Genomic DNA, 15,643 nt, shown 5'->3' with positions numbered 1-15,643 from the left:
TGGGAAAGTCGCTTCGTGCTGGAGAACTTCCCGCAACGAAGTGACTTTTCCATCCCGAGTGAACCCGCCCCAGGAGAACCCGCCCTGGGGCGCGCGCTGCAGGGGACGAACTAATGCGCCGAACCCGAGCCCGAGCCCGCAGAACCCGAAGACTTCGTAGAACCCGCCGAAGTCGCCGAGCGCGAGCCCGCCGAACCCGAACCCGAACTAGTGCGCCGAACCCGCCGAAGCCGGATCCGAAGTCGCGGGACCCGAAACCGCGGCTGCCGCCGAGCGCTCGCGCTTCTGCTTGCGCTGCACATAGACGCCCGCGACGATCGAGATGCCGGCGATCACGAAGCTCGTGGTCACCTCGATAAGGCGCGTCTCTCCCGCGAAGAACATGTAGATGAGCAGCGCCGACAAGGCGATGATGACCACCCAGGTGAGCCAAGGGAAGCCCCACATGCGGATGCTGCCCTTCGCCGCTTCGTTCGGGTCCTCGCCGGCCGCGACGGCGTCCTCCGCGAGGATCCGGCGCGAGCGCAGCTGGGAGACGGCGATGACGATCCACACGAAGATCGCGACGGCGCCCGTCGAGTTCACGAGGAACGAGAAGACGTACTCGGGGGTCGTGTAGTTGAGGACGACGGAGAGGAGGCCGACGACGGCGGAGGCGAGGATCGCGACGTACGGGGTGCCGCGCTTCGAGACCTTCCGGAACGCCTTGGGGGCTTCGCCGCGGCGGGAGAGTGAGAACGCCATGCGGGATGCCGTGTAGAGGGAGGCGTTGAGGGTGGAGAGCAGCGCGGAGAGCACGATGATGTCCATCGCAAGGGCCGCCCAGCCGATGCCCGCCGCGTTCAGCATGGTGACGAAGGGGCTCACGCCTGCCGTGATCTGGTCCCAGGGCAGCACGATGAGCACCACGAGGATCGAGCCGATGTAGAAGAGCAGGATGCGCCAGACGACCGAGTTGACGGCCTTGCGGACGGCCTGCGCCGGCTGCTCGGATTCGCCGGCCGCGATCGTCGCGACCTCGGCACCGAACATCGAGAAGATGACGGGGAGGAGGGCAGCCAGGATGCCCGCGACGCCGAACGGCGCGAATCCGCCGTCTGCTGGCGCGAGGTTGCCGAACGTGGCCGTGTTGTTGGGGATGACGTGCGCGATGAGGAGCGCGCCGACGATGATGAAGATGATGATCGAGACGATCTTGATCGACGCGAACCAGAACTCGAACTCGCCGAACGACTTCACGCTGATGAGGTTCGCGATGAGGAACACGAGCGTGATGATGAGCGCGGGGATCCACTGTGGGACCTCGGGCAGCCAGCCGCTGATGATGACGGCGGCCGCGGTCGCCTCGATGCCGACGACGACCACCCAGAACCACCAGTAGAGCCAGCCGATGGAGAGGCCGGCCCACGGGCCGATGAATCGCGTCGCGTAGGCCGAGAAGGAGCCCGTCTCCGGGGAGATGGATGCCATCTCGCCGAGCATCCGCATGACGAGGACGACGACGACGCCGGCGAGGGCGTAGGCGAGGATCACGGCGGGGCCGGCGGCGAGGATCGCCGTGCTGGAAGCGACCAGCAGGCCAGCGCCGATGACGCCGCCGAGCGCGATCATCGACAGGTGGCGCGGCTTGAGCGTGTTCGCGAGGGCCTCGCCCTGCTCGACGGGGCGGCCGTTGCCGCGCTGGTGGCCGCGTTCGCTGAGATCGCGGCCCTTCTCGGTGAAGACGGCCTCGGTGTGAGGCGCTGCTGCGCCTTCGGGAATCTTGCCGTCAGCGCTTGGGGACGTCATGGATCACGTTTCTCCTGGTGAAGGGGGCCCCGGGCGTCACGTGCTCGCTGAGGACTCAGCACGTGGGGGAGGAGCGCGGCGGGCGCCTCGAGGTCGGTACCGAGCAAGGGTAGGGCCCTGCGCGTGTCCCGTTCACCTTGTGTTCATAAGTGACGCGGCGGGGTGGGGCTCGACCCGTCCGGGATGGCGGTGCGCGTCAGCTCGCGGGCGAGTCGCCCGGCAGCATCTCGGGGTCGCTCGGCTCGACGCTGCCGCGCACGTCACGCTCCAGGGGAGTCTCCGACTCGGCTGCGTCTCCCACATCGACCGTGAACCAGCGGATCGTGACGCCGCAGATGGGGCCGATGAGCAGCGCGAACGCGACCGTGCCGATGCCCACGTCTCCGCCGAGCAGCCACCCGATGGCGAGCACGACCACCTCGATGCTCGTGCGCACGATCCAGATGCGCCATCCCGTCACCCGGTGCAGGCCCGTCATGAGGCCGTCGCGTGGCCCCGGCCCGAAGAGGGCGCCGATGTAGAGGCCCGTCGCGAGGCCCAGGGTCAGGATGCCGCCGGCGAGCAGCAGGATGCGCCACCACAGGTCGAGGCCGGGTGGGATGATCCACAGCCCCAGGTCGGCGAAGGGGCCGACGAGCAGCGCATTCGTGAGGGTCCCGAAGCCTGGCCGCTGCCGGAGCGGGATCCACAGGCACAGCACGACGACGCTGATGAGCACCGTGATGAGCCCGAACGGCAGCCCGGACTGCACCTGGACGCCGAGCGTCAGCACATCCCAGGGCGAGACGCCCAGCTCGCCGCGCACGATCATGGCGATCGCGAAGCCGTAGAGGAAGAGGCCGACGGTGAGCTGCGTGGCGCGGCGGGGCAGGCGGACGATGGAGCGCATCCGTGTATCTAAGCCTCAGCGCGCGCGGGTATCGCGGTCCACTCCGGAAGAGTGGATGGGTGGGTGCTCCTGCGCGCATCCGGACCTAGCTGACAGAGCGCACCCAGCTGACGGGTCTAGCTGACGGAGCGCACCGTCGAGCGGATCTCCTCAGCCGACGCGAGGAACTTCTCGAGCTCGCTCGGCGACATGGGGGTGTCGAGGATGCGCTCCACGCCTCGTGCGCTGACGATGACGGGGGTGGAGATGGCGACGTCGTCGATGCCCCATTGCCCCTGCAGGAGCGTGGAGACGGGCATGATGGCGTGCTCGTCGTTGACGATCGCCTCGGCGATGCGGGCCCCGGAGAGGCCGATCGCGTAGTTCGTGGCGCCCTTGCCCTCGATGACCTTGTAGGCGGCGGTGCGCACGTCGTTCGTGATGCTCTCGAGGGTCTCCTCGGTGAAAGGGCGCTCGCCGTCGCGCTCCCAGTCGAGGATCGGCACGGGCCCGATCGTGGCCTGCGACCACAGGGCGAACTCGCTGTCGCCGTGCTCGCCGACGATGGTGGCGTGCACGCTCGTGGGGGCGAGGCCACCGGCGAGCTTCGCGATGATCCAGCGGAGGCGGGAGGTGTCGAGCACTGTTCCGGAGGAGATGACACGCCCTGGCGGCAGGCCGGAGATGCGCTGGGCGACGACCGTGAGCACGTCGCAGGGGTTCGTGACGAGCACGAACACGGCGTCGGGGGCGAGCTCCACGAGTCGCGGCATGAGCGACTCGAGGATGCCGACGTTCACGCCGACGAGGTCGAGCCTCGTCTGCCCCGGCTTCTGCTTGGCGCCGGCAGTGATGATGACGACGTCGGCGCCGGCCACGGTCGTGATGTCGCTCGAGCCGGTCATGACGCTCGAGCCCGTGAACTGGGTGCCGTGGGCGAGGTCGAGCACCTCCGCCTCGACCTTCTTCGTGTCGATGTCGTAGAGCGTGATCTCTCGGGCGACACCGCGGATGAGGCAGGCGTACGCGAGCGAGGTGCCGACGCTGCCGGCTCCGACGATGGCGACCTTGGACTGCTTCTGAACGGGCATGGTGCTTCCTTCCACGAAGCCTCCGCGATGGAGACGCTGAATGAGGAGACCGTCCCGGGAAGACGAACGCGGAGCAACGCGGCGTCGACCGTCGCTTCGGTCGGCAACGCTCTGATCGTATGGGCGCGGCCCGGCGCACTGCGGCGTGTCGCGGCGCGGCTCGGGTTGGCCCGAAGGTGCGCTGGTTACGCTCGTTCGCATGCGCATCCCGTCGGAACCCAGTGAAGAATCACGGCACGACGGCGCGACTTCCCCGAATACCGGTGCGAACGACCGTGGCGATGGCGACCGCCGCGCTCGCGGACTCGAGGAGGTCGACGCCAGGCGGGTGCAGCGCGCCGATTTCGTGAAGCAGGTGCTCGCGAAGCGCGACGGGGGAGCGGAGGCAGACCCCGAGTCGCCCGAGTCCGCCTCGATTGGGTCGGCTCTCCCGGGGGCCGGTTCGCCCGCCGCGCAGCTCTCGCCGGACGAGACCGTGACGGTGGACGACTCGATCGTGCGTGCACTGCGCGCAGAAGGACGGACGGCCTCCAGCGACAGGGACGCCGCGAGTGACGGTGCCGATGGTGCTGACGCCGACGGTGCTGATGGTCCCGTCGCCGAGCGCACCGTCGCCGTGGACGACTCGATCGTCGCCGCCCTGCGAGCCGAGGGGCGCACGGCGACGGGCGACCGCGACGCGAGCGACGCATCCCGAGCCGCATCGAGACCAGCAGGCCCCGCGGCGACCCCGCCCGCCTCGCCAGAACCAGCCGCCCCAGCACTCAAGGGTCCGGTCGACGCCGCCCCGCCAACCGCGGCGATGCCCGTCGTGACGCAGCTGCGCGACGTGCCCGTCTCGGAGGCCCTGCCGGCGGCGCTCGCGACGCTGCGCGGCTGGCGCGAGCAGCTCGCCGCCTCCGATGCGCAGCGCGCGGCCGCGGTCGAGGCCGCCTCCAGCGCCCGGGCGAGACGCCGCGCCGACACGACCTCCGAGCTGGACCGCGTGCTCAGCGGAGCAGACGGAGCATACTTCCTTCGCTCCCTCATCGACGACGTCATCCGGCCCGACGACGCCATCGCAGCCGGCAACGGCCTCGGCGACCTCGCCCCGAAGCTCCCCGCGAGCCTCTCGCCCGGCACGAAGCGCGCGTTCCAGCTCGGCGCCTTCGCGGGTCCCGGCGTGCCGTGGCTCGCAGTCCCCCTCATGCGCCGCGCCACGTCGGCGTTCTTCGGCGATGACACCGTCCGCAACGTGCCCTCCGAGATCTCGGCGGCCGCCGAGCGTGCGGCCTCCCGGGGAGCCGTGCCGCGCATCCGCCTCCTCGGCGATGCTGTGCTCGGCGAGCGCGGCTCGAACGCGAGCCTCGAGATCTACACGCAGCTGCTCGCCGCGGGTCAGGTTCGCGAGCTCGAGCTGCGCGTCGCCGACATCGAAGCGCAGCCGGCCCTCTGGGACTTCGACGGCACCCTCGAACGGGTCGTCTTCAAGCTCGCCGCGCTCGGACGCGCGGCGCTCACCGCCCCGAACCCGCCGCTGATCATGCTGCGCACGCAGTCCTCGGCCGACCTCGAGCTGACCGTGCAGGCGTTCATGCGCGCCTTCGAGCAGGAGGAGCTGCGTGGCCTGCACGTCGGAATCTCCCTCCCCGCGCAGTTCCCCGAGACACCCGGCCTGCTCCGCCGCATCGGCGGGTGGGCGCACATGCGACGCGAGGACCTCGGCTCCGACATCACGGTCGCCATCACCAGAGACGCGAACCACGAGCTCGAGCGCGCCGACGCCGTGATCAACGGCTGGCGCCTCGCGACCTACGCGTCCGACGCCGACGTCGACGCCAACTTCGCACGCCTCCTCGACGAGGCGCTCGCCATCGACCACGCCGCGGCCTTCAGGGTCGAGGTCGAGGCGGATGCACGCCGCGACGTCGCGCTCGCCGCAGCCATCGCGAAGGCACGCGGCCTGCCGCGGCCGGTGCGGGTCGTCGTGCCGCGCTCCAGCGACGAGGCGGCGCTCGGCCGCATCCGCTCTGCCGGGGTCGAGCTCGTCGAGCGAACGCCCGTCATCACAGGCAGTACGCAGCGTCATGCGGCCAGCTACCTGCAGCACCGGGTGGATGTTCGGGCCCGGCAGCTCGGAGCGGACCCAGCCGAAGGCGCACCCGCCGCCGCGACCGGCCTCCCAGCCGACGCCGTGCATCCCGACGACGAGCGCCTCCTCAGCGCGACGGCGCGCATGCGGCAGATCGATTCCGGCCCGAACCGCGAGCAGGATCGCGTGCTCGCGGACGACGCCGCGACCGTCACGGCCAGCATCCAGCTCGAGCTCTTCCCCGAAGGTCTCTTCGAAGACGAGGCGCCAGCGCCCGAACGCCCGGCGCGCGTGAAGAAGCTGAAGCCGGCCTCGAAGCCCGTCATCGAAGACGAGGAAGAGGTCACCGAGAACCCCGCCGACACTGGGCCGAGCCCCCGCCTCACCGAAGTGGTGCTCGGCCTGAAGCGCGGCAGGCTGCTGCGCAACACGTTCAGGAACGCGCCAGGCACCGACCCTTCGCTCGCCAGCAACCGCGAGTGGCTCCTCTCCATCCAGCGCCGCGTGCCGCGCAGCGAACTCGGCATCGACGAGGTCGAACGGCACCTGCTGCACGAGCCGGGCGACGTGGATGCGCTGCTCTCGCGCGCAGAGCGTGCGGCCGAGCCGTGGGCACAGAAGCCGGGCTGGGAGCGGGCAGCGGTGCTCGAGAAGGTGGCGAAGGCCCTCGAAGCGAACCGTGCGCGCCTCATCGAGGTGGCCGTCTCCGAGACGGGGACCCCGCTGCCCGACGTCGACGCCGACGTGAGCCGCTGCGTCGACCTCGCGAACTACTACGCGCACCTCGCACGCCAGCTCGACCGCATGCAGGGGGCCGACTTCGAACCCGTCGCGGTGACCGTCGTCACGCCCTCCTGGGTCCCGGCAGTCGCAGGCAGCGCAGGCCACACGGCGCAGGCGCTCGCCGCCGGCAGCGCGGTCGTGCTGAAGCCCTCGCCTCGAACGCGCCGCACGGCGGCGGTCTTCGCGGAGGTGCTGTGGGACGCCGACATCCCGCGCGATCTCGTGCAGCTCGCGATCTGCGACGAGAGCCTCCTCTCCGACGAGCAGCTCGGGCAGATGCTCATCACCGACGACCGCGTGCAGCGAGTGCTGCTCAGCGGCAACTGGGAGACGGCCCGCTCGTTCCTTCGCTGGCGCCCCGACCTGCCGCTCATCGCCGCGACGAGCGGCAAGAACTCGATGATCATCACGCCGAGCGCCGACCTCGACCGGGCCGCGCTCGACGTCGCACGCAGCGCGTTCCTCAGCGCGGGACAGCGTCCGGGACATGCGGGCACCGTCATCCTCGTCGGCTCCGTGGCCCGCTCGAAGCGCTTCCACGAGCAACTCGCTGACGCCGTCGCCTCCCTGCGCATCGGCTACCCGAGCGACCCCGGCGCCGTGGTCGGCCCCCTCGTGTCCCCACCGGACTCGCAGCTCCGATTCGCGCTCAGCTCCCTCGGCGAGGGAGAGTCGTGGCTCGTCGAGCCGAGGCAGCTCGACGACACCGGGCGCCTGTGGTCGCCCGGCATCCGCGCCGGCGTGAAGCCAGGCAGCTACCAGCACGTCACCGAGTTCTTCGGCCCTGTTCTGAGCGTCATGCACACGCACACGCTCGACGAGGCGATCCGCCTGCAGAACTCGACCCAGTACGGGCTGACGGCGGGCATCCACTCGCTCGACCGGACGGAGATCGCCGAGTGGCTGCGGCGAGTGGAGGCCGGCAACCTCTACGTGAACCGAGACATCCTCGGGAACACGCCTCAGCGTCAGCCGTTCGGCGGCTGGCTGCGCTCCATGGTCGGCACGGCGACGAAGTTCGGCGGCCCCAACTCGCTGCTCTCACTCGGCACGTGGCGTCCGAACCACGGCGAGCAGTCGCAGACGCTGCACCTGAGGGGCATCGACGAGCAGGCGACGGCCCTCATCGAGTCGGCGGCTCCCTTCATGGACTACGAGACCTTCGACCGGCTGCGGCGTGCCTCGCTGAGCGACCAGATCGCGTTCAACGAGGAGTTCGGGGAGGTCTCCGACGTCTCGAATCTGGGGTTCGAGCGCAACCTCATGCGGTACATCCCGGTGCAGGCCACGATCCGTGCCGCCGAGGACGCGACGCTCGCCGACCTCATCCGCATCATCGTCGCGGCCCGCATCGTGCGTTCGAAGCCGCTCATCACCTCCGGCATCGAGGTGCCTGATGCGGTGCTCGCCGAACTGCAGGCCCAGAACCTGACGGTGCGGCGAGAGACGGACGCGGAGTTCGCCGAGCGGGCGAGGGCCGGCGGCATCGAGACGCTGCGCGTGCGCCTCGTCGGCGGCAAGCGGCGTGAGTTCTGCGACGCCCTCGAAGGCGATCCGGACATCTCCATCTGGTCGGATGAGGTCACACCGGCCGGTCGCATCGAGGCGCTCCCGTTCCTCCGCGAGCAGGCGATCTCCATCACGGCGCACCGCAGCGGGCATCCGGACCCGCGCATGCAGCAGCTCTTCCCGTACGAGCAGACGTTCGATCCGGACGCGCCCATCACGCAGGGCCCCACGAAGTCCCGCGGGTAGGCGCGCTGGTCGAGGGGGCTCCGGGGCGGCGACGTCGGGGTGCAGCGGGCCAGCGGTCCAGTTGTGTCGTTGTGCAGATGCTCGCTGTCCGCGCCGCCGCTGTCCAACATCAGTGCGAAATCGGCGCTTGACGCGAGTTGGCGGGGTTCTGGTGCTGTTTTTTCACTGATGTTGGTCAATGGCTCCGGCAGGGGGAGCCGGAGGCGCGGCGGCAGCGGGTCTTCGCCAGCTGCTGCCGCCTGCCAAGCGGACGCCTGCCCCGTGGGCAGAAACCTCCAAGCAAAAGCCTGCCCCGCCACCCGGACCCCGCCCCCGGACCCCGCCCCCTCCGGACCCCGCCCCCCTCCGGACCCCGCCACCCGGACCCCGCCCCTCCGGCAGAGGAGTGAGGCAGATGCAGGGTCCGGCGACGCGGAACCTGCGTCTGCCTCACTCCTGGTGACGGGGTGGGCGACAGGTGACGGGGCCGCGGGCGACGCGGGCTGCGGGCGGCAGGCGACCGGCCGGGCGCAGGTGCTCCCGCTTCCGCTTCCGCCGACGCTCCCGCTTCCGCCGACGCTTCCGCTCCCGCTTCCGCCGACGTTGTCGCTTCCGGGCTTGTTGGTGCGCAGTGTTGGTGCGCCGTGAAGGTGCGCGGAGGTGACGCTGCGCGGGGTGGCCGCGGGATGCACGGCTCGCGAGGGCGCATCCGCTTCGCCTACGATCGGGCGCATGTCTGCCGATGTCGCCGGAGCGCCAAACACCCTGCACGCACTCGAATCTCTGCACCGTGAGCTGCCGGGACGGGTGGTGACGGACCCGGCGGCACTCGAGCCGCTGCGCGTCGATCGTTCCGGTGTGGTCGCCGCTGGCGTGCCGGTGGCGCTCGTCGAGGCGGAGTCCGTCGCGGATGTGCAGGCCGTGTGTCGCATCGCGAGCGAGTTCGGGGTGCCGATCGTCACGCGCGGGGCCGGCACCGGCCTCGCTGGCGGGGGCGCGGGCGGCGCTGGCGAGATCGTGCTGTCGACGCTGCGCATGAACCGGATCCTGGAGATCTCGGCGGCGAACCAGTTGGCCATCGTGCAGCCGGGCATCCTCAACGGCGCCCTCAACGAGGAGCTCGAGGGGCACGGCTTCTGGTGGGCGCCCGACCCGGCGTCGAAGCACATCTCGTCGGTCGGCGGCAACATCGCGACGAACGCTGGCGGGTTGCTGTGCGCGAAGTACGGGGTGACTCGCGAGGCGGTGCTCGGTCTCAAGGTCGTGCTCATCGACGGCTCGGTCATCGACGTCGGCCACCGCACGGTCAAGGGGGTCACGGGCCTCGACCTGTGCGCGCTCATGGTGGGCTCGGAGGGCACGCTCGGCGTGATCGTCGAGTGCACGCTCAAGCTGCGTCCGCTGGTCGAGGGGGTCGTCCCGACGATCGGCGCGTACTTCCCCGATGTGGGGAGCGCGGCCCGCGCATCCGCTGCGGTGACCGCGTCTGGCATCCAGCCGGCCATCATGGAGCTCATGGACGGGGGCGTGCTCCGCGCCGTCTCGGCGTACACGGGGGTCGACCTCGCGTCTCACGGCGACTCGTACCTGCTCATCCAGACCGATGGGGCGAACGCGGTGGCGGAGGCGGAGGGCATCGTCGAGGTGCTGCGGGCCAACGGCGGGGCGGCGGAGATGACGACGGACCCGCAGTCGGCGCTCACGCTCGTGGATGTGCGGCGGCAGGCGTACGCCGCGAAGGAGGCGCTCGGGCAGGTGCTCGTGGAGGACGTCTCCGTGCCGAGAGACCGGCTGCCCGACATGTTCGCGAAGATCGACGAGGTCGCCGTCCGCACCGGGACGACGATCGTGACGGTCGCGCATGCGGGCGACGGGAACCTGCATCCGACGTTCATCTACGACAGGGCGGAGCCTGTCGTCCCGCAGGCGGTGTGGGATGCAGCCGACGAGCTGTTCACGTACGCCATCTCGATTGGCGGGACCCTCACGGGCGAGCATGGGGTCGGTGTGCTCAAGCGGCAGTGGCTCGGTGCGGAGCTCGGCGAGCGTCAGTACGAGCTGCAGCGCGGCATCAAGGGCCTCTTCGACCCGAAGGGGCTCCTGAACCCGGGCAAGGTCTTCGCCGAGTAGGGGGGGGCGGGGCAGCGCGCCGTGCGGCCGCGCAAGTCTGCGGCTCGGCAGCCCACACGGTCAGGTTTCGAGGTGAGTGCCACGCTTCGGGATGGGATGCAAGCCATCTGCAGGCGTGGAACCCACCCGTGGAACCCACCCGTGGAACCCCGCCGTGGAACCCCGCGTCGGACGGGTGGATGCGTGCGGCTAGCTGACGCCACCCGCCCGGCCCGGCCCGCCTTGCCCTGGCCAACATCCGTGGTGGTTGGCCGCTGCGCAGCCTCGGGAGGCGGTCTCGGCCGGAACGATCACGCAAGCTGGACGCGCGCCACCCCAGGAAACTCCACGATTGACGGGAAATTCTGCGGGACCCCGGGCGTGCCGTCCAGGCGAGCGCTCCGCGAAACAAGCGCGTCACATTGCGTCCACTAGTCTCGGGGCATGGGTGACCTCTTCGACGGCTACAGCCAGGCTCTGACCAGGCAATCCCAAGCGGCGCTGTCGCCGCCATTCGACGAGATGTTCATGGGGGAGGCGCCAGAGGGCGAGCTCGATCCGCGGCGCACCTACCGAGATCTCTACGACGTCCTCTCGGGGATGACGCAGGAGCAGATCCGGCACCGCTCCGACTCGCTCGCCGACTCGTACCTCGCTCAGGGCGTCACGTTCGACTTCGCCGGCGAGGAGCGCCCGTTCCCGCTCGACGTGGTCCCGCGCGTCATCGAGCGCGCCGAATGGCAGAAGACGGAAGCCGGCATCAAGCAGCGCGTCCGCGCCCTCGAGGCGTTCCTCGACGACGTGTACGGCGACCAGCGGGCCATCGCGGACGGCGTGATCCCCGCGAGCCTCATCGCCTCCTCGGTGCACTACCACCGGGTCGCGAAGGGCATCCGCACGGCCAACGGCGTGCGCATCCACGTGTCCGGAATCGACCTGATCCGCGATGAGCACGGCGAGATGCGCGTGCTCGAAGACAATGTGCGCGTCCCGTCCGGCGTCTCCTACGTCATCTCGAATCGGCGCGCCATGGCGCAGACGCTCCCTGAGCTGTTCTCGCGCATGCGCGTCCGCCCGGTCGGCGACTACCCGAACCGGCTTCTCGGGGCGCTTCGGGCTTCCGCCCCGGACGGCATCGAGGACCCGACGGTCGTCGTCCTCACCCCCGGCGTCTACAACTCCGCGTACTTCGAGCACACGCTGCTCGCGCGCCTCATGGGCGTCGAGCTCGTCGAGGGCCGCGACCTGTTCTGCTCGGGCGGTCGGGTGTGGATGCGCACCACAGCCGGCCCGCAGCGCGTCGACGTCATCTACCGCCGCGTCGACGACGACTACCTCGACCCGCTGCAGTTCCGCCGCGACTCGATGCTCGGCTCGCCCGGCCTCATGATGGCGGCGCGCCTCGGCAACGTCACGATCGCGAACGCGGTCGGCAACGGCGTCGCCGACGACAAGCTCGTGTACACGTACATGCCAGACCTCATCCGCTACTACCTGTCGGAGGAGGCGATCCTCCCGAACGTCGACACGTGGCGCCTCGAGGAGCCGGACGCGCTCGAGGAGGTGCTCGACCGGCTCGACGAACTCGTCGTGAAGCCCGTCGACGGCTCGGGCGGCAAGGGCCTCATGATCGGGCCGAGCGCGTCGAAGACGGAGCTCGACGAGATGCGGGTGCGGTTGCTCGCCGACCCGCGCGGCTGGATCGCGCAGCCCGTCGTGCAGCTCTCGACCATCCCGACTCTCGTCGACGACGGGATGCGGCCGCGCCACGCGGACCTGCGCCCGTTCGCCATCAACGACGGCCACGACGTGTGGGTGCTGCCGGGTGGCCTCACTCGCGTCGCCCTCCCGGAGGGTCAGCTGGTCGTGAACTCCAGCCAGGGCGGCGGGTCGAAGGACACGTGGGTGGTCGGCGCCGAGCGGAGCTTCTCCAAGCCGCAGCCGCACGGCGTCGAGGAGCTCCTCGACGACCAGGCCGACGTGTCGGAGACGCCGCACCCCGTGACGGGCGTGCTGCGCGTCATCCCGCACCGCCAGGACCACATGCCGCAGGACGCCCCGAAGCGCGGCGACCAGCAGCAGGTGCAGCAGCAGACGCAGGGCCGTCAGCCGCAAGCCCAGTCGCACTCGCATTCACAGTCCGAGCAGGTGCAGCAACAGCAGCAGGCGCGTGCTGAAGTGTCGCCGGCAGCCGCATCCGCCGGCAAGAACCCGAAGGGAACGGACGCATGCTGAGCCGTATCGCCGAGTCGCTCTTCTGGATCGGCCGCTATGTGGAGCGTGCCGACGGCACCGCCCGCATTCTGGACGTGCACCTGCAGCTGCTCCTCGAGGACCCGTGGGTCGACGAGGCGACGGCCTGCCGGTCGCTCCTCAGCGTCATGGGCGCGGCGGATGTGCACCCCGACACGGAGCTCACCCGCTCGGACGTCCTGAACCTCCTCGCGGTCGACCGCTCGCAGCCCGCATCCATCGCCTACTCGGTCAACGCGGCCCGCGAGAACGCTCGCCGTGCCCGCGAGATCGTGTCGACGGAGCTGTGGGAGTGCCTCAACGCCACCTACTCGCGCATGCCGTTCAGTGTGCGGCAGGAGAAGGTGCACGACCTGTTCGCGTGGGTCCGCGAGCGTTCGGCGCTCGCGGTCGGCGTCGTGAACTCGGCGGCGAGCCGTGACGACGCCTACCAGTTCATGATGCTGGGGCGTTCGCTGGAGCGTGCCGACATGACGGCGAGGCTGCTCGCGACGCGTTCGCTCACCGAGGCCTCCGGGGCGTCGTGGACGACGATCCTCCGCTCGTGCGGTGCGTACGAGTCGTACCTGCGCACGTACCACGGCATGCCGTCGGCGGCGAACGCCGCGGAGTTCCTGCTGCTCGACCGCCTGTTCCCGCGGTCGATCCAGTACTCGGTGTCCACGGCCCTCTCGAGCCTCTACGACATCCAGCCGCGCCACGAGCGCGGTGGCCGCGTCGGCGTCACCGACCAGGCCCAGCGGCTCCTCGGGCAGATCTCCTCTGACCTCGAGTACCGCCCCATCCACGACACGCTGGCCGACCTGCCCCGCTACATGGATGGTGTGCAGGATGCGGTCTCTCGGGCTTCCGAGGCGATCCGTCAGCGCTACTTCCCGTCGATCACGGCACCGAGCTGGGTGGGAGACAACTCATGAGTCGCATCCGCATCCGCCACTCCACCGGTTTCCGGTACGAGGGCGACGTCACGACCTCGTACAACGAGGCCCGCATGCTGCCGATGGCCAACAACGGCCAGTTCGTGCTGTTCGGGCACCTCGATGTCACGCCGCATTCGTCGACGCACAACTACTCCGACTACTGGGGCACGAAGGTGACGGCGTTCGAGGTGCTGAATCCGCACTCCGAGCTGTCGCTGACTGCGTCGAGCCTCGTCGAGGTGCGCCAGCGGCCCGAGGCGGGTCAGCTGTCGCTCAGCTGGGATGAGCTCGCCCGCGAGCGGCTGCGCAGCGTCGAGCTCGTGGAGCAGACGGCGCAGACGCGCCTCACGATGCCGCCGGACGACGTGAAGGCGCTTGCTGCTGAGGTGAAGGGTGCCAACGCCGGACCTGCGTCCACCGCGATGGAGATCCTCCACCTCGTGTACGAGGCTGTCGCCTACGAGGGCGGCGTGACGGGTGTCCGCACGACGGCCGCCGAGGCGTGGGAGCACAAGCGCGGCGTGTGCCAGGACATCTCGCACATCGCACTCGGTGCGCTCCGTGCGGCCGGAATCCCGGCGATCTACGTGTCCGGCTACCTGCACCCACGGCCGAACGCCGAGATCGGCGAGACGGTCAGCGGCGAGTCCCACGCGTGGATCGAGTACTGGGACGGCGAGTGGCGCGGCTGGGACCCCACCAACGACATCCCGATCGGCGAGCGCCACGTGCTCGTGGGTCGTGGCCGCGACTACAACGACGTGCCTCCGCTGCGCGGCGTGTACGCGGGCCCGTTCTCCTCGCAGCTGTTCGTGAAGGTCGACATCACTCGAGAGGCGTAGCCATGACGGGGTCGGGCACCGGTTCGCAGGGCGGTTCCGCCGGTGGGTCGCATGGCGGCTCGCAGGGGCGGGCGGATGCGCGCGGCCCAGCCGCCCCGAAGCCCGACCCGTCCGGCGCCCCGGCCTCGTTCGTCGTGCCGGTCGGTCATGGCATCGACGTGCACGTCTACGAGTGGGCGTGCGAGTCGCCGCGAGGCATCATCCACCTGTCGCACGGCTCCGGCGAGCACGCGATGCGTTACGACTCGTACGCGCGCGACCTGGTCGCGGCCGGCTACGCGGTCGTCGCGCACGATCACCTCGGTCATGGGCAGACGGGCCTCGGCGCGCACGGGCTGTCGGTGCTCCCCACGACCGAGAACCGGGCTGCGCTCGAGGCGCTCGAGGACATCTCCGCGTGGGTGCGCGACCGGTACCCGAAGCTGCCATTGATCCTGCAGGGGCATTCGTGGGGTTCGCTGCTCGCGCAGCAGCTCCTCGCCCACGACTCGGCGTTCTTCTCCGCATGCATCCTGACCGGGACGACGCTCGCGGTGCCCGGCTTCATCAACGCCGGGAATTTGAACAAGCGCTTCGAGCCGGACGAGACCGGCCTGCTCTGGTTGAGCCGCAACCCTGACGCTCGCCGCGCGTTCGCGTACGACGAGCTGTGCTTCGACATCGCGAAGATGCCCGTTTGGTCGGCGAGGGGCGCGCTGCAGCTGGCGCACATCCCGCCTCGTGCTGCTTCCGGCAAGCTCGACGACGTGCCGGTGCTGATCATGGCCGGGTCGGAGGATTCGATCGGCTACGGCGAGCGGGGGCCGCGCGCGCTCGCGCGGTTGTACCGGAAGCGGTCGAAGCTGAGCGATGTGACGCTGAGGATCTACCCGGAGGCGCGTCACGAGCTCCTCAACGAGCTGAACCGCGACGAGGTCATCGCCGACATCGTCGCGTGGCTGGACACCCGCATCCCGCTCCCCGCCTGACCTCGCGCGGCTGCCGGCCCTCCCGCCTGCGCATTCGCTCGCCCGCCTGCGCGCCGACCTGCCCGCGCGCAGGCGCCTCCGCCTGCCTGCCTGCTCGCGCCCGTCCGCGCATCCGCCCGCCCGCCCCACCGCCCGCCTGCCTGCTCGCGCCCGCCCGCGCATCCGCCCGCGCGCCCGCCCGCGCGCCCGCCCGCGCGCCCGCCCGCGCGCTCGCGC

General features: G+C 70.5%; 9 protein-coding genes. 6 read left to right on the top strand and 3 right to left on the bottom strand.

Annotation, left to right across the window (positions count from 1 at the left end):
- Positions 1-207 precede the first annotated feature (207 nt).
- The 3 genes from ITJ67_RS05500 to ITJ67_RS05490 all read right to left on the bottom strand — a co-directional run bounded on the left by ITJ67_RS05500 (position 208) and on the right by ITJ67_RS05490 (position 3,747).
- The gene (locus tag ITJ67_RS05500; RefSeq protein ID WP_194677019.1) at positions 208-1,788 is read right to left on the bottom strand and encodes an amino acid permease; all 1,581 of its coding nucleotides are present in this window, start codon (positions 1,786-1,788) and stop codon (positions 208-210) included.
- Between the two features lie 196 nt (positions 1,789-1,984).
- The gene (locus ITJ67_RS05495; protein WP_228502362.1) at positions 1,985-2,677 is read right to left on the bottom strand and encodes a YczE/YyaS/YitT family protein; all 693 of its coding nucleotides are present in this window, start codon (positions 2,675-2,677) and stop codon (positions 1,985-1,987) included.
- A 116-nt stretch (positions 2,678-2,793) separates the two neighbouring features.
- Positions 2,794-3,747 (bottom strand): L-lactate dehydrogenase, encoded by a 954-nt coding sequence (locus ITJ67_RS05490; protein WP_104244226.1) that lies wholly within the window; start codon positions 3,745-3,747, stop codon positions 2,794-2,796.
- Between the two features lie 199 nt (positions 3,748-3,946).
- On the opposite strand from ITJ67_RS05490, the gene ITJ67_RS05485 reads away from it, so the two are divergent.
- From ITJ67_RS05485 to ITJ67_RS05460, 6 genes are all read left to right on the top strand, one after another.
- Positions 3,947-8,356, top strand: coding sequence for a proline dehydrogenase family protein (locus tag ITJ67_RS05485; RefSeq protein WP_194677018.1), 4,410 nt, complete (start codon positions 3,947-3,949; stop codon positions 8,354-8,356).
- Positions 8,357-9,067: 711 nt separating this feature from the next.
- Entirely contained in the window at positions 9,068-10,465 is a 1,398-nt protein-coding gene (locus ITJ67_RS05480) for an FAD-binding oxidoreductase (RefSeq protein ID WP_160075438.1), read from the top strand.
- Between the two features lie 423 nt (positions 10,466-10,888).
- Complete coding sequence (locus ITJ67_RS05475) at positions 10,889-12,679, top strand: circularly permuted type 2 ATP-grasp protein (RefSeq protein WP_194677017.1); 1,791 nt, start codon at positions 10,889-10,891, stop codon at positions 12,677-12,679.
- The gene (locus ITJ67_RS05470) at positions 12,673-13,614 is read left to right on the top strand and encodes an alpha-E domain-containing protein (RefSeq protein ID WP_104244235.1); all 942 of its coding nucleotides are present in this window, start codon (positions 12,673-12,675) and stop codon (positions 13,612-13,614) included. The genes ITJ67_RS05475 and ITJ67_RS05470 overlap by 7 nt, the downstream gene beginning before the upstream one ends.
- Positions 13,611-14,459, top strand: coding sequence for a transglutaminase family protein (locus ITJ67_RS05465; RefSeq protein WP_104244237.1), 849 nt, complete (start codon positions 13,611-13,613; stop codon positions 14,457-14,459). The genes ITJ67_RS05470 and ITJ67_RS05465 overlap by 4 nt, the downstream gene beginning before the upstream one ends.
- A 2-nt stretch (positions 14,460-14,461) precedes the next feature.
- Positions 14,462-15,427 (top strand): alpha/beta fold hydrolase, encoded by a 966-nt coding sequence (locus tag ITJ67_RS05460; protein ID WP_194677016.1) that lies wholly within the window; start codon positions 14,462-14,464, stop codon positions 15,425-15,427.
- The last annotated feature ends 216 nt before the right edge of the window (positions 15,428-15,643 follow it).

The organism is Pseudoclavibacter sp. VKM Ac-2867, from assembly GCF_015351275.1.
Classification (GTDB): Bacteria; Actinomycetota; Actinomycetes; order Actinomycetales; family Microbacteriaceae; genus Pseudoclavibacter.
Note: the sequence above shows the minus strand (reverse complement) of the source record. Positions and strands in the feature narration are given on the sequence as shown.

Bases quoted from the DNA above. Each gene is read 5' to 3' on its own strand.
- ITJ67_RS05500 (WP_194677019.1), bottom strand. From the start codon at position 1,788: ATGACGTCCCCAAGCGCTGACGGCAAGATTCCCGAAGGCGCAGCAGCG.
- ITJ67_RS05480 (WP_160075438.1), top strand. From the start codon at position 9,068: ATGTCTGCCGATGTCGCCGGAGCGCCAAACACCCTGCACGCACTCGAA.
- ITJ67_RS05485 (WP_194677018.1), top strand. From the start codon at position 3,947: ATGCGCATCCCGTCGGAACCCAGTGAAGAATCACGGCACGACGGCGCG.
- ITJ67_RS05495 (WP_228502362.1), bottom strand. From the start codon at position 2,677: ATGCGCTCCATCGTCCGCCTGCCCCGCCGCGCCACGCAGCTCACCGTC.
- ITJ67_RS05470 (WP_104244235.1), top strand. From the start codon at position 12,673: ATGCTGAGCCGTATCGCCGAGTCGCTCTTCTGGATCGGCCGCTATGTG.
- ITJ67_RS05465 (WP_104244237.1), top strand. From the start codon at position 13,611: ATGAGTCGCATCCGCATCCGCCACTCCACCGGTTTCCGGTACGAGGGC.
- ITJ67_RS05460 (WP_194677016.1), top strand. From the start codon at position 14,462: ATGACGGGGTCGGGCACCGGTTCGCAGGGCGGTTCCGCCGGTGGGTCG.
- ITJ67_RS05490 (WP_104244226.1), bottom strand. From the start codon at position 3,747: ATGCCCGTTCAGAAGCAGTCCAAGGTCGCCATCGTCGGAGCCGGCAGC.
- ITJ67_RS05475 (WP_194677017.1), top strand. From the start codon at position 10,889: ATGGGTGACCTCTTCGACGGCTACAGCCAGGCTCTGACCAGGCAATCC.